An 18,823-nucleotide genomic window follows, 5' to 3' on the forward strand; every position below is an offset into this window, starting at 1 on the left:
TCATGACCGACTTCACCGCGGACCTCGCTGTCGCCCGCGATATCGCCGATCGCGCTGACGCCATCACGCTCGCTCGCTTTGGTGCGCTTGACCTGGCTGTCGACGACAAACCCGACCTGACGCCCGTCTCCGACGCTGACATCGCCGTCGAGAAGATGGCGCGTGAATACCTCGCCCGCCAGCGGCCCGGCGACCTTGTGCTCGGGGAAGAGTTCGGCGGTGACGCGACCTTAGAGGGGCGCCAATGGGTCATCGACCCGATCGACGGTACAAAGAACTTCGTGCGCGGAGTGCCGATCTGGGCCACGCTGATTTCGCTTCTCGATGACGGCATCCCCGTTGTCGGCGTGGTGAGCGCGCCCGCACTCAGTCGCCGCTGGTGGGCGGCCGCCCGCCAGGGAAGCTTCCGGCAACTGCACAGCGCGCAGCCGGAACGTATCTCAGTGTCGAAGGTCGGCGACCCCTCCGCCGCGAGCCTCAGCATCTCCAGCCTCTCTGGCTGGCAGGAGCGGGGCATTCGCGACAAGCTCATCACTTTCACCGATCAGGTGTGGCGCCTGCGCGGCTACGGAGACTTCTTCTCTTATTGCCTCGTCGCCGAAGGAGCGGTCGACATCGCGGCCGAGCCCGAGGTGTCGCTGTGGGATCTGGCGCCACTCGACATCCTCGTTCGCGAAGCGGGCGGCCACTTCACCTCTCTTGAGGGCGTCCCAGGGCCGCATGGAGGCAGCGCCGTCGCAACAAATGGCCTGCTCCAGGACATCACATTGAGCGCCCTGGGGTGACCCTCGCAACACACGCGCAACAAAATCGCCGGCCCCGCGCACTTCGACCTTACCGGCGGGTAAGATAGCGACCACACAATGACCCTTCTCTCAGGAATAGCTGGAGATCATGAGTAAGAAGAACTCCTCAGGCGGCGCGTCAAGGCGCTCCACCTCCGCTGTGGGCCTGAACCCGGTGAAGCGCGACGCGATCGGCACCGCAATGCGTGTCCTGACCTCGCTCACCGGTTCAGAGCTGGCAGAAAAGTACAACCTCCGCAAACCAATCGATCGGGTCGCATACGAAGCCACAAAGACCGGCTTCCGCACCCTCGGCACCGCAACTCGCACCTTCAAGAAGGTCTCGGGCGGCGGCAAGCCGAAGCGCCTCCCCGATTCCGAGGCGAAGAAGAAGGGTCTCTACGACCTGACCTTCAGCGACGAACAACAGATGATCGTCGAGACGGTTTCCGAGTTCGCGGAGGAAATCCTTCGCCCCGCCGCGTCCGACGCGGACAGCGCTTCGGAAGCACCAGCCGATCTCATCAAGCGTTCGGCCGAACTCGGGATCACGCTGATCAACGTGCCCGAAGACTTCGAAGGTGCTGCATCTGAGCGCGGGGCGATCACGAACGCACTGGTCGCCGAGGCGCTTGCGCATGGCGACATGGGGCTTGCCCTGCCGATTCTCGCGCCGAGCGGTTTTGCCGTGGCGCTCACTCAGTACGGCAACGATGCGCAGCAGCAGACTTACCTGCCGGCATTCGCCGGTGAGAACGTCCCCGGGGCAGTCGTCGCCGTGAACGAGCCACGAGCGCTGTTCAACCCGTTCGCACTCGAGACGAAGGCAAACCGCGCTGCGGGCGGTTACACCCTGCAGGGTGTGAAGAGCCTGGTGCCCATCGCGTCGTCCGCCGAACTCTTCCTCGTCGCTGCCGAACTCGGCGGCAAGCCCGCATTCTTCATCGTGGAATCCGATGCGACCGGGCTGGTTGTCGAAGCTGACCCGAGCATGGGGCTGCGCGCCGCTGGTATCGGGCGCCTGAACCTCGATAACGTCGTGGTTCCGGAATCCGCGCTGCTAGGTGATGGTGACCCCGCGAGCCGCGCCAAGGACTATGAGGACATCATTCAGCTCTCACGCCTCGGCTGGTCATCACTCGCGTGCGGCACCAGCAAGGCCGTGCTTGACTACGTGATTCCTTACGTCAACGAGCGTGAGGCGTTTGGCGAGCCAATCAGCCACCGGCAGGGCGTCGCGTTCATGGTTGCGAATATCGGCATCGAACTTGATGGCATGCGGCTAGTGACCTGGCGCGGCGCGTCCCGCGCTGAGCAGGGCGTCTCGTTCGCCCGTGAAGCTGCCCTTGCTCGCCGACTCACGTCCGAAAAGGGCATGCAGATCGGCCTCGACGGTGTCCAGCTTCTCGGTGGCCACGGTTTCACCAAGGAACACCCCGTCGAACGCTGGTACCGCGACCTTCGGGCCGTTGGTATCGCTGAAGGCGTCGTCGTCATCTAGTCCTCCCTCCTCAAGCCTGGAGATTTTCATGATCAATCTCGAACTCCCCAAGAGGCTGGTGGCCGCGTCGAATCAGGCACACCAAGCCGCCGCGGAGATTTTCCGCCCAATCTCACGCAAATACGACCTGCTCGAGCACGAGCGTCCCGTTGAGCTCGACACCATGGCAAGCCTCGTCGAAGGCATGGCCGATGCTGGGCAGGCCGCGTCCGGTGCAACGCTGGGCCGCGGTGACAAAGCACGCGAAGGCAACATCAACGGTGGCAACATGTCCGCCCTACTCAACGTCATCGAGACGTGCTGGGGTGACGTGGGCCTGACCTTGGCGATCCCTTTCCAGGGTTTGGGCAACTCGGCTATCGCCGCCGTCGCCACCGATGAACAACTCGAGCGCTTCGGCAAGGTGTGGGCCTCCATGGCAATCACCGAGCCCAGCTTCGGATCCGACTCCGCTGCCGTGACTGCCACCGCTGTCCTCGACGGTGAAGAGTGGGTGCTCAACGGTGAAAAGATCTTCGTGACGGCGGGTGACCGCTCCACGCACGTCGTGGTGTGGGCGTCGGTGGATAAGTCCGCCGGGCGTGCCGCAATCAAGTCCTTCGTTGTGCCTAAAGATGCGCCCGGCATCACCGTTGCGCGTCTCGAGCACAAGCTGGGTATCCGCGCATCCGACACCGCAACGATCGTTCTCGACAATTGCCGGATCCCGAAAGACCACATCCTTGGCTCACCTGAGGTTGACGTCAAAAAGGGCTTCGGCGGTGTTATGGCCACCTTCGACAACACTCGGCCACTCGTCGCCGGCATGGCCATCGGTGTCGCACGTGCCGCGCTCGAGGAATTGCGCAAGATCCTCAGCGAAGCCGGTGTCGAGATCGATTACAACGCGCCTGCGTTGACACAGCATGCCGCGGCTGCCGCCTACCTCGAACTTGAGGCGGACTGGGAATCGGCATACCAACTGGCTATGCGTGCCACCTGGATGGCGGACAACAAGAAGCCCAACTCACTCGAAGCTTCTATGTCGAAGGCGAAGGCCGGCCGGGTTGGCACGGCAATCACACTTCGCGCCGTCGAACTCGCTGGCTCCCTCGGCTACTCGGAGCGGCCGCTGCTCGAGAAGTGGGCGCGCGACTCAAAGATCCTCGACATCTTCGAAGGCACCCAGCAGATCCAGCAGCTCATCGTGGCTCGCCGCCTGCTGAACAAGTCCTCAGCAGAACTGAAGTAGGCCAGAGCATACCGTCGCCGTGGCCCTGGGGAACCTCTCCGTTCCTCAGGGCCACAGTGCTTTTCAATCCGAATGAGCGAAGTTCCCACCGCCCGCTCGCTGTTCACACCACCAAATAGTCGCTCCCACCGGCCATAGCCAGTGGGAGCAACCTAAAAAGGTGGTGAAGACGGGCGGTGATGTCAGTTCAGCCAGACCCCGCGCAGCGCAAGCCAATGACGCGGGCTCATGGGCGTCCCGTCTGTCTTTCGCACCTCATAGTGCAGGTGCGGGCCCGTTGAGTGGCCCCGGCTGCCGACAGTGGCGATCATCTCGCCTGCCTTAACGTGCTGCCCGGCCGTTACCAGCGACCGGTCGACGTGACCGTACACACCGATCGTGCCGTCATCCTGAGTCACTCGCACCCACAGCCCGAATCCCTGCGCAGGACCCGATTCGAGCACGACGCCGTCAGTTACGGCCAGAACAGCAGCGCCGAGCGGCGCGGCAATGTCCAGTCCGTAGTGGAACTGCCCCCAACGTGGACCGAAGTCAGATGTCACTATCCCGCCGTACGTGGGCCCAATCGCGAAAGGACGCGCGACACTCTCTGGCAGGGCGATACTCCCCAACGGCTCGGCCGCAGGAACATCAGCGGGTTCATTGGGCGTAGGCGCCGCTTCTGCGACCGGTTCCTCGACTGTGCCGCTGGCCTGCTGCTCTGGTAGCTCCGGCGGCACCGCGGCTTGCTGAAGCGGCGACTGAGCGCCCGCGGTGCTGACGTCGTGGCGCGGCACTTCAGCTACGGCAGCACGCGCTTCTGTGGCGTCAGTCGAACTACCTGCGCTCACCTGTGCGGCGAGAGTCCCCGCAACGATGGTCGACGCGACGGCCACCAAAACTGTCAACGCACTATCAGGGATGCGCGCTCGCGCCTTGCCGAACGTCCGCGCTACCGCAGCGAACTTACCCGACTTCGCTGGTCGCTGGCTTGTGCTGCCACTTTCAGCTGCCGCGACCACTGTGGATCCGTCGGTGGACTTCCCGGCCAAGAACCGCCCCCTTAAGCTATCTATAACGGCACGATAACGAACCCGGCCGTGTTACGCATCCAATTCCCAAAAACCCGTGGTGACGATGAGCCACCTCGCAGTTTGTGAGACCCCCGATGTAGCTCAGCTAGATGCGTATCGCGCCGCGCTACTGTGTGCTCTGTCACGATACGGCATCGGAAAATACCAGACCGAGTCAGGTGGTGATATGCCCGAATTTGACCGTGCCTCGGCGAGGCAGATCCCGCAGGCAATGGAGCCAACGACGTTCCGTTGCCACAGCTAGCTCGTAATCCGGCCACCGCGCGTGACTGCTCCGACGTGCTGCCGCATGCGGGACCGGTACTCGGCACGCTGTCCATCATCGACAGCGGTGAGGACGCGATCTGCACGGAGGAGCCGCATCGCGGTGCGCAGCAGTGGCTCCGGAACAACTGCACGGAGGGCGTCCCACACGATTGCATACCCCGGGACCGCCACTTCTGCCTTACGAGTCGCACAGTTGCGCACGATAGCGGCCGCGACATCCTCAGGATTAACGGTGGGCAGCCCCTGACCGAGTGGGATACCTGAACTCAGCCCGGTTCTGACCGCGCATGGCAGCACCGTACTGATGCTGACGCCGGTGCCCGCGAACTCCGCACGAACGGCTGCTGAGAGCCCCACGGCTGCGTATTTGCTCGCGTTGTACACGGCAAGACCGGGGATCGGCACCTTCCCCGCCATGGACGCAACATTGATCACATGGCCACGGCCATGCTCGATCATCGTCGGCAGGACTGCCCGCATTCCGAGCACGAGCCCCATTGTGTTGATATCGAGCGTCGCGAAACTATCGTCATCCGGCTCGTCAAGAAAGCCCCCGGCTGGCATGATTCCCGCGTTGTTGATCAGCACGTCGATATAGTCGTGCCGCTCGATGATCGTTTCTCTGAACTCCGCCCATGACTGTCTGGATGTCACGTCAAGTGGGAAAGCGAACGCTCCCGGACCAAGACAGTCTGCCGTCGCCTGGGCCTGCTCGAAGTCAATATCGCCGATCCAGACGATCGCTCCGATGTCGTGGAGAAGTTCAGCCGTAGCACGTCCAATCCCCCGCGCTCCGCCTGTGATGACCACTACCGAGCTATCGAGTGGGATCTGCGGGTAACGCCTCCTCATAGGTCCAACTCCTTACGTGCCGCATCACCGATGGGACCGGGCGGCATGAAGCATCGTCCGGTCTCAACTGTCCGGCGCTTATGTGTCCCTTGTGCGTCTGCCCGCAGTCTCGACGCTACCGTTGCCTGTGAACAGCGTCTAACGAAGCGGCGCCACGAGCGACACCCAACTAGGTTAAATACTAGCAGTATCTGAATTCCCCCAGTAGCTTAGTAGGCGGGGGTTGCTGGTCGAGGAGTCGAATATGGTCCGCATGAGCCGCGCAGAAAGTCAGGCGCAAACCCGAAAGCACCTGATCAGAACCGCTCAACGCATGCTGCTGGCCCAAGGTTATGCCGCAACCTCACTTGAGGCCATTGCCGACGAAGCCGGTTTCTCAAAAGGCGCTGTCTACTCGAACTTCAAGAATAAGGATGCGTTGTGCCGTGAGGTCCTCCGCCACATTCGGGCAGATCATGCCGCAGCGCTGGTCACGGAAGTCTCTTCGGCCACATCGTTTCAGGAGCTTCTGGACTCATTCGCTGCCTGGTCGGAACGCACCATTGGCGACCAGAAGTGGTCGACCCTGGAAGCAGAGTTCGCCGTTCGAGCCAGCGCGGACGAACTCTTGCGACAGCAACTCAGCAGCGACGCTGCCGAGATCCGCAGAGTGATCACTCAACTCGTCGCCGCAGCCGTGGAGTCCTACAACCTCGACCTCGACATGCCCGCTGAAGATGTGGCGACCGCACTCCTGAGCCTCGGAATTGGGCTCGGCTTACAGCGCGCTATCGATCCCACTGTGTCGGCGCAGATCTTGACCGACACCATTCGCGCAATGCTGGTCCGGAAAATGTCGCCAGCATCCTGACGAGCAGCGGCTGGATACAAAGAAAAACCCCCTCCAAGTCGTGAGACTAGAAGGGGGTTTTTGGTAGTAGCGGGGACAGGATTCGAACCTGCGACCTCTGGGTTATGAGCCCAGCGAGCTACCGAGCTGCTCCACCCCGCGTTGGTGAACCCAAGGTTACAGGCACGCGTTCCGCGATTGCAAATCGACCGAATATGGCCAGGCCACAGGCAATTTCGCGGACAAAACAAGAGGCGCCGCAGCAGGACTGCGGCGCCTCTCGGCTGATGCTGACTCGAACCCTCACGCGCGTGCGCCTGAGTCACACCTGGGTGCTAGTTCCCCCCGGTCTGCTCGTACGCCTGAACTGCTCGCTCGAGGCGGTCGAGTGCGGCGCCGTAGTCAGCGAAGTTGCCGTTGCGCTGAGCGTCTCGAAGCGCGGTAAGGGCCGCATCAAGTTCAGCAACGACGTCGTCGGAAGCACCGTCCACTGGTGGTGACGGAGCGGGAGGCGGAGTAACCGTCTCCTCCTCGACACCATCAGTGACGCCCGCTGCCTGTTCGTCGATCGGCAGTTCCGTTTCGATGTCGACGCCGGCTTCTTCGGCGGTTTCAGCCTCGACCGCATCCCCGCCAGGGGCGGTTGCCAGGCCAGCTGTCCGTGTATCGAAGACCTGGCGAAGTGCGCCAGCCAGCGTCGCGTGGTAGCCGATGCGCACTCGGCCGTCTTCGCCTCGGTAGCTCACGACTACGCGAGCGAGCTGCGGGAAGGCACTGTCTGCCGCACCACGACGCTCGGTGTAGATCGGTTCGACGTAGAGAATTCCGCCCTCGCCGACAGGGAGCGTCAGCACGTTACCGAAGTGCAGCCGGTTTGCGCGCTCGAGAAGGGTGATATCGGTCGCCACGCGAGTGTCGGTGACCATCGAGTTCTGAGCGAGCTGCGGACCCGGTGTCTGAGTGTCGGTTGGCAATCTCCGGATCGTGAACTGGCCGTAGTTCTCTGGGTCAGAATTCACCGAGATATGCGAGGCGAGGAACTCGCGGTTGAACACCACCATAGGGCTGGTGAGCTGGAATGTGGGGTCACCGGTCTCGGGGTCGCCCATCAGCATGTAGTACGGCGGCTGATCCGGCGGATTGTTCTCGACCGTCGGGTCCTTCGGCACGGACCAGAAAGCGTTCGTCGTGAAGAACTCACGTGGATCGTTGACGTGGTAGCGCGACAGCATTTCACGCTGGACCTTGAACAGATCCTCGGGATACCTGAAATGCGCCCGGAGATCGTCGTCGATAGAGTCCTTCGGCTCAACAGTATTCGGGAACACGCCCATCCACGCCTTGAGGACAGGGTCTTCCTCATCCCACTCGTAGAGATTGACAGTTCCGTCGTAGGCGTCGACTGTCGCCTTCACGGAGTTACGGATGTAGGAAACCTCTTCGGGCGGCAGCGGACGGAGTGACTCCGTGCTGTCGGCGACGAGACTGTCGAGAGTCGAGCGCTGCGCGTAGGGATAGTTGTCCAGCGTGGTGTATGCGTCAACGATCCAGACAACGCGGCCGTTGACGACGGCGGGATACGTGTTGCTGTCAGGGATCAGCCACGGGGCGACAGCCTCGACACGGTCACGCGGATCACGCTTGAAAAGGATCTTCGAGTCAGGCCCGACAGCATCGGAAAACAGAATGTTCCGCTCGGAGTATTTCGCGAAGAACGCCAGCCTGTTCGCCCAGCTGCCGATGGCTACACCACCAGCACCGGTGTAGGTGTACTGCTCGAGGTCGGTGTCGTACTCGCGAGCGCCAGCCTGCTCCGTCTCTCCAACGATCGCGTAGTCCGGATTCATCTGCGCGATGAGTTCGCCGAAGTAGATCCGGGGCTGGTCAACGGGAATGATGTCACTCTCGTTGAACAGGTCACTGACGGCGTAGATCGGGTACCCGCTATCTGACGCGTCAGCACCATCAACGTCGCCGACCGCCGCGTTGACGCGGTTCGCCGGTGCCGCAACGAAGCCGTTGCCATGGGTGTACACCGTGTGCTTGTTCAGCCAATCCTGCTGATTGGCCGCAAGCCCACGCGGGTTGAGCTCGCGGACAGACACGATGTAGTCCTGCAAGGTTCCATTGATCGAATACCGGTCAATGTTGAGCTCTTCTGGGAAGCCGTAGAAGTTCTTCAGCTGCTGTTGCTGAGTGAAGGTTCGCGAGAGAATCGCGGGGTCCAGCAAGCGGATATTCTGAATCGTCGTGATATCCGCAGGATCATCGGCCGGTGAGCGGCTGCCCACGCCCGCCCAACTTTCGTAGTTGATCCGCTCCGGCTCGATGCCGTATGCGGCGCGCGTCGCGGCGATGTTCCGTTCGATGTACTGGCCCTCGCGGTCAACAGGGTTGGGGCGTACCGAGAACTGCTCCATCAGCATGGGCCATACTGCGCCGACAAGAATCGACGACAGCAAGAGCAACCCTGCTGACAGTGCAGGTATACGCATGTCACGCAGGACAATCGCGGCGAAGAAGGCCACGGCACAGATGACCGCAATCGCGAGCAGGATGAGCTTTGCCGGAAGAACCGCGTTGATATCGGTGAAACCCGCACCGGTGAACGTCGGTTCCTTGCGGCTGCTCGTCAGGAGGCCATAACGGTCGAACCAATATGCGACAGCCTTCAGCAAGATGAACGTTCCGGCTAAAACAGCGAGCTGGATCCGAGCAGAATTGGTCAGCGCGCGGTCACGGTTGTCGAGACGGATACCGCCGAAGATGTAGTGCGTGATCAAGTTCAGGATGAAAGCAAGCACAACGGCGACGAACAGCCAGTTCAATACGAGTTCGTAGAACGGCAGCGCGAATGCGTAGAAGCCCACGTCGAGACCGAACTGTGGGTCGTTTACTCCGAATTCCTGCCGGTTGAGGAATAGCTGCACTGTCTGCCAGTTGCCCTGGCCAACGAGACCGGCCAGGACGCCGATGACGACCGGGACACCGATCGCGAAGACTTTGAGTCGGCTCGTCACCGCTATGCGATAACGCGCAACAGGATCATTCGGCGACGTGGGCGCAAAGATTGGACGGCTTCGGTACGCAAGGACAAGTGCGCCGAAGATGATCAGTCCGACGATCAAGCCGACCGCAACAAACAGTGCAAGCCGCGTAAAGATGACGGTGGTGAATACATTCCGGAAGCCGACTTCACCGAACCACAGCCAGTCGATATACGTATCGATCAGCCGTGGACCCACGGCCAGCAAAATGCCGCCGACAGCGGCGAGCACGATAAGAATCCGGCTGCGACGGGACAGGGTTGGTACTCCAGCGGGGGGCCTTATGCCCACGAGGGCCTCTCCATACGTTCCTGGCGGCACTCTCGCACCGCTGCGATCAATTCAGTGTTCACTCTCAACTCTACGGAAATCCGGACGCTTTGCACGAAACCACTACCGCCACCGCTTCGGCTGAGAGTGAACGGCCTCAGCATGTCGGCGCCTCTTCACCCGTCGTGATGCTGGTTAGGGCGCTCACCGCATCGTCTAGGGTGTCGACACGCACCAGCGTCAAGCCGTCCGGAGCAAAGGTCAGAGCTTCGCGGCAATTTCCGCCGGGAACCAGGAACTCACTCGCGCCTTCTTCCTGGGCAGCAACCAGTTTGTAGCGAATACCGCCAATAGGTCCGACCGCACCCTCGGCATCAATGGTCCCGGTTCCCGCAATGAACCTTCCGCCGGTCAGTTCCCCGGGGGTGAGCTTGTCGATCAGCGCCAGGGCGAGCATGAGGCCAGCCGAAGGCCCGCCAACCTGCTCAACATTGAAATCGACCTGGAAGTCCTTCTGAGGCTCATCGACAACGGCGATGCCCAGTATGCCGCGGTCTTCGTCGTCCGGGTGGGAGCCGAGCACGATCGTCACCGTGCCGGCTTCACCGTCACGGGTGAAGGTCACCTCGACACTGTCCCCTGGACGAAGACCGTCGAGCTGCGCGGGGACGTCGGCGGCGGAGAAGACTTCCACATCGTCGACGCGGGTGATCACATCGCCCGGCTCGAGGAAGCGGGCAGACGGGCTCGTTTCGCTGACCTCCGCGACCTCAACCACCAACGGGAATTCAAGGTGCCGCAGCGCGGCGCGTTCGGCCTGCCGCTCCGACTGCTCGAAATCGAGCCGGTTCAGTTCCCGCACCTCTTCATTGGTTCTGCCCGGTGGAATCACCTCATCCAGGGGGACGAGTCCGTTGCGCCCGCCGATCCAGAACCCGAGGGCGTCGAAGAGTGAAAGTTCACTGCGGACAGCAACAGTCGTCATGTTGAGGTTCCCGCCGAAGTCCTCAGGCTCAATGCCGGAAATCTCGATGATGTCGCGGCCAGACAGTGTTCCGAGGGTGTTGTAGGTCGGTCCGGGACCGACCGCCGCATACGGAACCTTCATGTTCGCGCCCAGTGATCCAAAGATCACTATCGGCACAAGAGCCGCTATTAGCGTCACGATCCGGCGATTCACTCCGCCCAGAGTAGATGGTTCTCTGGGCGAGTTCCCGGAGGGTTTGTTCGCCCAGGGCGTCACGACTGCCCGCCATCTCACAAGGGCGGCCTTGTACCGTTGAGTCATGAGCGATTCGCCCTTTGGTTTTTCCCATTCCGACGACGACCCCGATCGCCGCAAGAAGGACGAGGGGGGCGAGGGCGGTGGCCAGGGCAGCAGCTCGGGTGGACAAGGTTCCGGGCCTGGCGGACAGCCGCCCCACGAGGGTGGGCAGTTTGGCCCGGGGCAGTTCGGCTTCAGTTCGGGTGGCTTCGACCCCGCGGCTCTTGGCAAGATGCTGAGCCAATTTGGCCAGATGCTTTCTGGCATGGGTTCGTCGATGGGTCAGCAGGGGCAGCAAGGCCAGAGTCCCGTCAACTACCAGCTGGCAAAAAACATCGCACGGCAGCACATTGGCTCGTTCAGCCCCGTGAGCGAAAGCCAGCGCACTGCCGTCAATGACGCGATCCACCTCGTGGATGTGTGGATCGACGGCGTGACTACCCTCCCCTCGGGCGCGAACCGCACGGCTGCCTGGACACCAAACGACTGGCTCGAAAATACGATCGGCACGTGGCCTCAACTCTGTGACCCCGTGGCCGAGCAGATGTCGGGCATGTGGATCAAAGGCCTGCCAGAGGAAGCGCGTGAAATCGCGGGTCCCATGATGGGGATAATTAGACAAATGGGTGGCGCGGCCTTTGGCTCGCAACTAGGGCAGGGCCTTGGACACCTCGCGAAGGAATTACTGACGTCCACTGATATCGGACTGCCGCTCGGACCGGCCGGTACCGCTGCCCTCCTGCCGGAGGCCATCAGCAAGTTTGCGGAGGGCCTGGATCTCCCGCACCGCGAGGTTCTCGTCTTCCTCGCCGCGCGTGAGGCGGCACATCAGCGACTTTTCAGTCACGTGCCCTGGCTGCGCAGCAGGATCCTCGCCGCCGTCGAAGAGTACGCGCGGGGCATCCATATTGATTTCAGTTCGATCGAGGAAGCGGCACGGGGGATGGACCCGATGGCGCTCGCGAATCCCGCTGAGCTGGAGAAGCTGCTCCAGCAGGGCGCTTTCGAGCCGCAGAACACCCCCGAACAGAAGGCCGCGCTCGAGCGCCTCGAAACGATGCTGGCCCTTATTGAAGGCTGGGTCGAGTGCGTGGTGTCGCAGGCGCTCGCCGACCGTATCCCCTCGGCCTCCGCACTTACGGAGAACCTGCGTCGCCGCCGTGCGTCTGGGGGACCGGCCGAGCAGACGTTCGCGAACCTGATTGGTCTCGAACTTCGGCCACGGCGCATCCGCGAGGCGACGCAAATGTGGTCCCAGATCGTCGCTTTCGGCGGAGTCGAACAGCGGGACAATGTGTGGGCGCATCCTGACTTGCTGCCTGACTCGTCGGACCTCGACAACCCGGCCGCGTTTGTTGACCGCGTCGTAGGCGGTGATACCTCGGCCTTCGAGGACGACCCCATCGCACAGTTGCGCAGGACTGAAGAACAGGAACGTTCTGCAGCGGGACGCGGAGACGACGCCGAGCAGGGCGAGGACGACGAACGTCCTGGGGGCACTGCGGGTTCCTGACCCGGTTCCCTCTAGCGCTCCGCCGCCACCGCGCGATCATCGTCGCGGCACTCGCCGATCTCATTGTTGCCATCGGGATTGACCGTGCTCATCCGTGAGTACGCCTCAAGAAAGCCGACCGCGCGTTCGGTCCGAGGGAACCTGTAGACATGTTCCCAGAATTCCGGTGGGTGCCCGCCCGGAACGATGAGGTGGACAAGTTCGTGGACGAGGACGTAGTCGAGCACATAGTCGGGCACTGCGCGGAGAAGCGTACTGACGCGGATCGTCCCATCCTCGGGGGTGCAGGACGCCCACCGAGTACGCATCGCTGGCACCCAACGCACGGACTTCGGCTCCGCCGCGCCGTCGAGCCACCGCCACGAAAGCTGGCGCGCTCGTTCTTCGAGCCGCTCGTTGTCTCCCCCGCGCTCCGCATCGCGTCGCTGATCCGCCTTTCGGATTTTCGTCACCATACGCTCCACCAGTTCAGCCTCGGTGGATTCAGACAGACCACTTGGAACAAGGACAACAATGCGATCGCCCTCGCGCCGGGCACTGATCGTTTTTCGCCGCCGCGGACTTCGGCGAATCTCAACCTTGCTGAGTGAATCCTCTGTGGCTGGTTCCGGACGCGATGTCCGACTCACTGATTGTTCAAGAATCCCCGCATTGACGGGAGATGGGGCGGCCTTGCGGCCCCGCCGCGATCCGTCGCTCATGATGAGAAGGATAGCGATGTACCGGCTAGCCGTCCGCCCCAGCGTCACTTCCGCGCGTCCGTCTGTGGATAAATCGCGATTTACCACACCTTGCTTGCGCCCTGTGGATAACTTCGGCGGGCCACCCGTGCTTCATGCAAAGCTGGGACGGTGACGCACGAGATCCAGCCCCCGTGGACGGCTGACCGCAATGGCCGACAGAATCCGCTTGTCGACCGGAACAGGCCTGTACTGGTGCGCCCGTGTGGTGATGTCCAGATCGGCTGGGACCCTGAGACCGCTCTACTCATCTCACCGCCACGGGGGTGCAGTGCGGACGCTCTCGCCCGGATACTCCGTTCTCTGGACGGCACTGTCTCTATCGACGCGGCACTGCGGGCCGGTGAGCGCGCGGGCGCGACCCGGACGTCTTTCCTGACGCTCCTTAGTCACCTGCGGGACGCTGGCGTGCTTACAGGGGCCGGGCAGGCGTCCACACAGGGAATGCCCGCCGTTGCGCTGGCGGGACGGGGTCCTCTGGCGGATGTCCTCGCAGGCGCGCTCCCTGACCTCGGAGTGCGGTTAACACAGTTCACTACACCGAACCAGCAACGGTCGCAAGGGTGTATCGCGCGGACGCGCCCGCTCCTCGTCGTACTCACAGATTCTGCGCTTGTCAGCCCTGTCCTCAATGACTTCCTCATCCGCGAGCAACTTCCCCATCTCGCCGTACGTGTGCGTGACGGGCGCGGACTAGTCGGTCCGCTTGTCCTCCCCGGTGCGACCAGTTGTCTCAGGTGTGCGGACCTGTACCGGGCCGATCGCGACCCTGAGTGGCCGCATATCGCCGCGCAGCTCACCGGCAGTGTCCCCCATGCGTCACCAGCGACGGTCCACGCGGCGGCGGGATATGCCCTCAGCCAGGTCGAACTTGTTCTCGCTGCGGCACGGAGGCCGAACAATACGGGCCCACCCGGACCGCCCGCGACGCTGGGAGCAACTGTGGAGATCGACCCGTTGATGGTCACCATGACGACACGGGACTGGCCGCGTCATCCCCTTTGTGCGTGCTGGACTGGCTCGCCTGACGGTGCCGGAAATTCGGCTGCCTGATGTACGGTTTCAGACACGACTGTCAGGGGAGTTGGGCACAGCCAGCAATTTCAGTAATGATGTTGGGGTGACTGCTATCCCACGAGGCCGCGCTGCCCGCACCGCAAAACTCGCCAGACTGCCGCTTGGCTACGCTGGCCGGGCGGCGGCGGGACTAGGCCGCCGGATCGCGGGGCAGAGCAGCGAAGAAGTAAGCGCCGAAATGGCTGCACGAGCCGCGGAGCAGCTCTTCAACGTCCTTGGTGAACTCAAGGGCGGCGCCATGAAGCTCGGCCAGGCGATGAGCGTTTTCGAAGCTGCCGTGCCAGAGCATCTATCCGCGCCGTACAGGGAGGCGCTGACTAAGCTGCAGCGGGACGCTCCGCCGATGCGCCCGCAGCAAGTCCATAGGGTTCTCGATCAACAACTCGGCACCTCCTGGCGGGATCACGTCTCCGAGTTCAATGAAGTACCGGCAGCCGCGGCGAGCATCGGTCAGGTACACAAAGCAAGATGGGCAGACGGCCGAGAGGTTGCTGTCAAGATCCAGTATCCAGGGGCGGATGAGGCGCTGCGTTCGGACCTGCGCCAGATCGGACGGCTCGCTCCCCTGTTCAAGCCGCTGGCACCAGGGACTGATATCCGCGCCCTCGTTGACGAACTCACCGCGAGGTCTGTCGAGGAACTGGACTATCGGCTCGAGGCTGACAACCAGCGCACTTTCGCTGAGGCGTATGCGGATAGTCCGTACATCCGAGTCCCGAAGGTGGTGGCAAGCGCGCCGAAAGTCATCGTGACCGAGTGGATCGAGGGTCTGCCGCTGTCCCGTGTGATCGCCGGCGGCAGCGCGGTGCAGCGCAGTCACGCAGCGCAAATGCTCACAGAATTCGCTCTGTCGTCACCAGCGCTCACGTCGATGGTTCACACGGACGCGCATCCGGGGAACTTCATGATCCTCGATGATGGACGGCTCGGCGTCATCGACTTCGGCGCGATCGTTTCGCTGAGCGGCGGCTTCCCGCCGGAACTGACGAAAATGATTCGGCTTGCTGTTGGGGAACACTACGGCGAATTGCTCGATCACATGCTGGAAGCGGGCTATCTAGTCGCGGAACGCTCCCCGGAGACCGAGGACCTAGCGGAGTTTTTGCATCCGCTGCTTGAACCACTTCGGACTGAATCGTTTACTTTCTCCAGGGAATGGATGCAGCGCGTCGCCGCTCAATACTCGGACTGGCGGGGTAACGAGTTCCGGACTGCGCGAACCTTCACGATGCCCGCGCAGTACATGATGCTGCATCGGGTGCTGCTCAGCACCGTGGCCGTGCTGTGCCAGCTCGACGCGCACGTACCTTTTGGCCAGATAGTTCGCCAGTGGGTGCCTGAGGCTGTTGCAGACTAGCCCAACAAACCCCCGGCACAGCGGGCCGGCTCCTCATGCGGCCGGTGATGCTTTCGGCGGGCGACCGCGCGGTCTTTTTCGCGCGACGATCGCGCCGTGATCAAGAATCTCGCCACCCCACACGCCCCAGGGTTCTTGCCGGTCGAGCGCAAGTTCGAGGCACCTCGCACGGACCGGGCACGCTGCGCACAGTGTTTTCGCGTATTCCAGGTCGGCGGGACTATCAGCGAACCACAGGTCAGGGTCCTCACGTCGGCACGGGAGTGCGCGAAGACGGTCCGGCAGAACGTGGACCACGGATGGGGATAGCGCGACACCGGTTCTGTGTCCAATGTCGATAGTCACGGTAGTGCTCCTCGGGCTCAGGTGAAGGTTTGACTTAGTGCATTCCTTGACCAGCGGACCGGGGCCTCAGCTAATTGAGCGTCGTGACAGATGTTTTGGGCTGTCATGCGACGAGATGCCGAAGCCACGGATCCGACTGGCGGTCCGTGGCCTCGTGCGGCGGTAATCCCTCGGCTACGCCGTTCTGGGATTCGCTGTGAGACCTTGAACGGACCCTGGTGCGATCTGGCTGATGGGCTGCATGGCCGCTAGTTCTACGGCGGTTGCCGTGTCGCGGCGGCGCGCAGTCGCTACGTCGCCTGCAGTAGCGAGGAAAGCGGGGGCAGCAGCCGTCGCGCCCCATGCATTGACACCAATGCCATGGATCGCACCTACGATTGCGTTGTCCACCTCGCTCCTCCTCAGTCAGATCGGGAGGCACCTAAGAGTGAGCCCTGCCCGAGTTGTGACACGCGCGACGCCAGCAGTAGCCGGCCCCTCGCGTGTCGGGTGTTTTCAGAGTAATCCGTGACCTACAGAAGGCACAACCTATTTTCTAGCTGCACAAACACATTCCGGTGTACCCATTCTCAGCGCCCTCCCGCGCCGTTGACGACCGCGAGAACATCCGCGCCGAACCGCTCGAGCTTCGCGGCGCCTATACCGGGGATCTTCACGAGTGCTGCCCCGTCGGCTGGCTGTTTCTCAGCAATTGCAGTGAGCGTTGCGTCGGTGAACACCACGAACGCGGGGACATCAAGGTCACGTGCGGTTGCGAGGCGCCACGTCTTCAAACGTTCGAAGAGTTCCTCCCCCGCCGGATCGAGAGGGTTCCGCGTGGCTTTAGACCGCTTACCTGCCGATCCACTAGCGGCGCGCTGGGCGGAAGAACCCGCTGGCAGAAACGGAGCGAGGAAACGCGAGGGCTTGCGCGTCTTGCGGCCGCCTTCTCCGCGCGCAAGCGCCCAGGTAAGCGTCAGATGTTCACGCGCACGCGTCACGCCGACATAGAAGAGACGGCGTTCCTCTTCGATCGCGGTCTCCGCGCCCGTCCCATCACGGTCACCGAGAGCATGCGAAATGGGCAACGTCCCGTCGGTCAGGCCAGCGAGGAAAACGGCATCCCATTCGAGGCCCTTTGCAGCATGAAGCGAAGCGAGGGTCACACCATCCACCACTGGTGGCTGGCGAGACGCGGCTCTCTCCTGCAATTCACTGACAAGTTCCTTAATCGTCAGAGTCGGCTGCATCGCGACCAGGTCCGCGGCTAGTCGCTCCAGCGCGACGAGCGACTCCCACCGTTCCCGTGCCTGCTGTCCCGGGGGCGCAGCATCACCAAGGCCATGCGGCACCAGCACTGCTCGCACCAATCGGTCCATCGGCACGTCCTCAGGCAAATCAGTCCGTTCCGCCGCTGCGCGCAGCGCCCCCATTGCCTGTTTCACCTCTGTCCGTGAGAAAAACCCTTCACCACCTCGCACCTGAAAAGGGATCTTCGCTTCCGTCAGTGCCTGCTCATACACCTCTGACTGGGCATTGATCCGAAACAAGATAGCCATTTCAGACGCAGGAACCCCGCGCTTCTGAAGCTTCTTGATGCGCGCAGCGATCCCCGCGGCTTCAGTCGCTTCATCATCGAACTGAGTGAACTCCGGGTCGGGCCCGTTCGCTCGCTGTCCAACAAGTTCGAGCCGCATACCCGCGATCCGGCCACGAGCGGCACCGATCACATCATTCGCCAGCCCTACCACCTGCGGGGTCGAACGATAGTCGCGGACGAGACGGACCACGGTAGCTTCGGGGAAGCGGCGGGAGAAGTTCAATAGGTACGCAGGCGTTGCGCCTGTGAAGGAGTAAATGGTCTGGTTCGCATCACCGACGACCGTCAGATCGTCCCGTTCACCGAGCCACGCATCGAGTACGCGCTGCTGTAGCGGAGTCACATCCTGGTACTCGTCGACGAGGAACGAGCGGTAGCGATCGCGAAACTCATCGGCGACGACCGCATTCTCCTCCAGTGCGGCGGCGGTGAACATCAGAAGGTCGTCAAAGTCGAGCATCATCGTGTCACCGGAGACTTTGAGCTGCTCGTAGTTCTGGTAGACACGGGTAAAAATCTCAGGCGGAGCAGGTGAGTCACGGCCCTCTTCCACGACCGCGGCGGCGTAATCGTCCGGCGCGATCAGGCGCGACTTCGCCCATTCAATCTCTGCAGTGAGGTCACGTACGCTGTCCGGATCCGTCGATGCGCGAGCAGCCTGGGCCGCCTGCCGAACAGCGGGGAACTTCCGATCCATCAGCTGCCACGATGTGTCGCCAATGACGCGCGGCCAGAAGTATCTGAGCTGGCGCATTGCTGCAGCGTGAAAGGTCCTGGCCTGCACGGTTCCGCATGACGGATCCGCGGCCCCAGTGGCGGCAAGCTCGCGCAACCGCGTCCGCATTTCCCCCGCAGCCCTCGTCGTGAACGTGACGGCAAGGACCTGCCCCGCCGCCACGTGGCCGGAGGAGACCAGATGCGCGATTCGGCGCGTGACGGTCCGTGTCTTTCCGGTGCCCGCTCCCGCTAACACACACACAGGACCACGAGGCGCGAGGACAGCAGCGCGCTGTTCCGGGTCGAGACCGTCCAGCAAGTCCGTAGCGGAGATAAGGGTTTTGGTCGCGGAAGGTCGGGACATGGGTCCCATCAT

The 18,823-nt window shown here is 62.5% G+C and carries 15 protein-coding genes and 1 tRNA gene; 7 read left to right on the forward strand and 9 right to left on the reverse strand.

The genetic code is table 11. The features are described from left to right. The first annotated feature begins 2 nt into the window (after positions 1 to 2). From AS9A_RS17865 to AS9A_RS17875, 3 genes are all read left to right on the forward strand, one after another. Positions 3 to 785 (forward strand): inositol monophosphatase family protein, encoded by a 783-nt coding sequence (locus tag AS9A_RS17865; RefSeq protein ID WP_013808515.1) that lies wholly within the window; start codon positions 3 to 5, stop codon positions 783 to 785. Between the two features lie 109 nt (positions 786 to 894). Next, on the forward strand, positions 895 to 2,286 hold the full coding sequence (locus AS9A_RS17870; protein ID WP_013808516.1) for an acyl-CoA dehydrogenase family protein: 1,392 nt from the start codon (positions 895 to 897) through the stop codon (positions 2,284 to 2,286). Positions 2,287 to 2,314: 28 nt separating this feature from the next. Beyond that, the gene (locus AS9A_RS17875; protein WP_013808517.1) at positions 2,315 to 3,517 is read left to right on the forward strand and encodes an acyl-CoA dehydrogenase family protein; all 1,203 of its coding nucleotides are present in this window, start codon (positions 2,315 to 2,317) and stop codon (positions 3,515 to 3,517) included. A 182-nt stretch (positions 3,518 to 3,699) separates the two neighbouring features. Here the strand turns inward: AS9A_RS17875 and AS9A_RS17880 are convergent, their stop codons facing one another. Both AS9A_RS17880 and AS9A_RS17885 read right to left on the reverse strand, forming a co-directional pair. After that, positions 3,700 to 4,548 carry a M23 family metallopeptidase gene (locus tag AS9A_RS17880; protein ID WP_237707836.1) on the reverse strand — a complete coding sequence of 283 codons (849 nt, stop codon included), beginning with the start codon at positions 4,546 to 4,548 and terminating at the stop codon, positions 3,700 to 3,702. Between the two features lie 282 nt (positions 4,549 to 4,830). Beyond that, entirely contained in the window at positions 4,831 to 5,709 is an 879-nt protein-coding gene (locus AS9A_RS17885) for an SDR family oxidoreductase (protein ID WP_013808520.1), read from the reverse strand. Positions 5,710 to 5,962: 253 nt separating this feature from the next. Here AS9A_RS17885 and AS9A_RS17890 point away from each other — a divergent pair, with 253 nt between their 5' ends. Next, on the forward strand, positions 5,963 to 6,559 hold the full coding sequence (locus AS9A_RS17890; RefSeq protein ID WP_202798175.1) for a TetR/AcrR family transcriptional regulator: 597 nt from the start codon (positions 5,963 to 5,965) through the stop codon (positions 6,557 to 6,559). 67 nt (positions 6,560 to 6,626) lie between these two features. On the opposite strand, the gene AS9A_RS17895 is transcribed toward AS9A_RS17890, so the two are convergent. The 3 genes from AS9A_RS17895 to AS9A_RS17905 all read right to left on the reverse strand — a co-directional run bounded on the left by AS9A_RS17895 (position 6,627) and on the right by AS9A_RS17905 (position 11,035). Continuing rightward, positions 6,627 to 6,700, reverse strand: a tRNA-Met gene (locus AS9A_RS17895). Between the two features lie 173 nt (positions 6,701 to 6,873). Further along, complete coding sequence (locus AS9A_RS17900) at positions 6,874 to 9,876, reverse strand: UPF0182 family protein (RefSeq protein WP_083826589.1); 3,003 nt, start codon at positions 9,874 to 9,876, stop codon at positions 6,874 to 6,876. A gap of 136 nt (positions 9,877 to 10,012) precedes the next feature. Next, positions 10,013 to 11,035 carry a YlbL family protein gene (locus AS9A_RS17905; protein ID WP_013808524.1) on the reverse strand — a complete coding sequence of 341 codons (1,023 nt, stop codon included), beginning with the start codon at positions 11,033 to 11,035 and terminating at the stop codon, positions 10,013 to 10,015. Positions 11,036 to 11,141: 106 nt separating this feature from the next. On the opposite strand from AS9A_RS17905, the gene AS9A_RS17910 reads away from it, so the two are divergent. Next, positions 11,142 to 12,632 carry a zinc-dependent metalloprotease gene (locus AS9A_RS17910; RefSeq protein ID WP_013808525.1) on the forward strand — a complete coding sequence of 497 codons (1,491 nt, stop codon included), beginning with the start codon at positions 11,142 to 11,144 and terminating at the stop codon, positions 12,630 to 12,632. A gap of 11 nt (positions 12,633 to 12,643) precedes the next feature. Here AS9A_RS17910 and AS9A_RS17915 read toward each other — a convergent pair whose 3' ends face one another. Continuing rightward, positions 12,644 to 13,333 (reverse strand): M48 metallopeptidase family protein, encoded by a 690-nt coding sequence (locus tag AS9A_RS17915; protein ID WP_083826712.1) that lies wholly within the window; start codon positions 13,331 to 13,333, stop codon positions 12,644 to 12,646. Between the two features lie 150 nt (positions 13,334 to 13,483). Here AS9A_RS17915 and AS9A_RS17920 point away from each other — a divergent pair, with 150 nt between their 5' ends. Next, a complete protein-coding gene (locus AS9A_RS17920; RefSeq protein WP_049793780.1) occupies positions 13,484 to 14,425 on the forward strand; it encodes a hypothetical protein in 942 nt (313 codons plus the stop codon). Positions 14,426 to 14,492: 67 nt separating this feature from the next. Continuing rightward, a complete protein-coding gene (locus tag AS9A_RS17925) occupies positions 14,493 to 15,806 on the forward strand; it encodes an ABC1 kinase family protein (RefSeq protein ID WP_013808528.1) in 1,314 nt (437 codons plus the stop codon). 33 nt (positions 15,807 to 15,839) lie between these two features. On the opposite strand, the gene AS9A_RS17930 is transcribed toward AS9A_RS17925, so the two are convergent. The 3 genes from AS9A_RS17930 to AS9A_RS17940 form a co-directional block, all read right to left on the reverse strand. Beyond that, positions 15,840 to 16,103, reverse strand: coding sequence for a WhiB family transcriptional regulator (locus AS9A_RS17930; protein WP_041452167.1), 264 nt, complete (start codon positions 16,101 to 16,103; stop codon positions 15,840 to 15,842). 222 nt (positions 16,104 to 16,325) lie between these two features. Further along, complete coding sequence (locus tag AS9A_RS17935) at positions 16,326 to 16,541, reverse strand: hypothetical protein (RefSeq protein ID WP_013808530.1); 216 nt, start codon at positions 16,539 to 16,541, stop codon at positions 16,326 to 16,328. A 179-nt stretch (positions 16,542 to 16,720) separates the two neighbouring features. Further along, positions 16,721 to 18,811: an ATP-dependent helicase gene (locus AS9A_RS17940; protein WP_013808531.1), complete on the reverse strand. Its 2,091-nt coding sequence runs from the start codon at positions 18,809 to 18,811 to the stop codon at positions 16,721 to 16,723. Positions 18,812 to 18,823: the final 12 nt, after the last annotated feature.

Source organism: Hoyosella subflava DQS3-9A1 (assembly GCF_000214175.1).
Classification (GTDB): Bacteria; Actinomycetota; Actinomycetes; order Mycobacteriales; family Mycobacteriaceae; genus Hoyosella; species Hoyosella subflava.

Excerpts from the sequence above, each read along its gene's own strand:
- AS9A_RS17865 (WP_013808515.1), top strand. The coding sequence starts at position 3 with ATGACCGACTTCACCGCGGACCTCGCTGTCGCCCGCGATATCGCCGAT.
- AS9A_RS17870 (WP_013808516.1), top strand. The coding sequence starts at position 895 with ATGAGTAAGAAGAACTCCTCAGGCGGCGCGTCAAGGCGCTCCACCTCC.
- AS9A_RS17875 (WP_013808517.1), top strand. The coding sequence starts at position 2,315 with ATGATCAATCTCGAACTCCCCAAGAGGCTGGTGGCCGCGTCGAATCAG.
- AS9A_RS17885 (WP_013808520.1), bottom strand. The coding sequence starts at position 5,709 with ATGAGGAGGCGTTACCCGCAGATCCCACTCGATAGCTCGGTAGTGGTC.
- AS9A_RS17890 (WP_202798175.1), top strand. The coding sequence starts at position 5,963 with ATGAGCCGCGCAGAAAGTCAGGCGCAAACCCGAAAGCACCTGATCAGA.
- AS9A_RS17910 (WP_013808525.1), top strand. The coding sequence starts at position 11,142 with ATGAGCGATTCGCCCTTTGGTTTTTCCCATTCCGACGACGACCCCGAT.
- AS9A_RS17915 (WP_083826712.1), bottom strand. The coding sequence starts at position 13,333 with ATGAGCGACGGATCGCGGCGGGGCCGCAAGGCCGCCCCATCTCCCGTC.
- AS9A_RS17940 (WP_013808531.1), bottom strand. The coding sequence starts at position 18,811 with ATGTCCCGACCTTCCGCGACCAAAACCCTTATCTCCGCTACGGACTTG.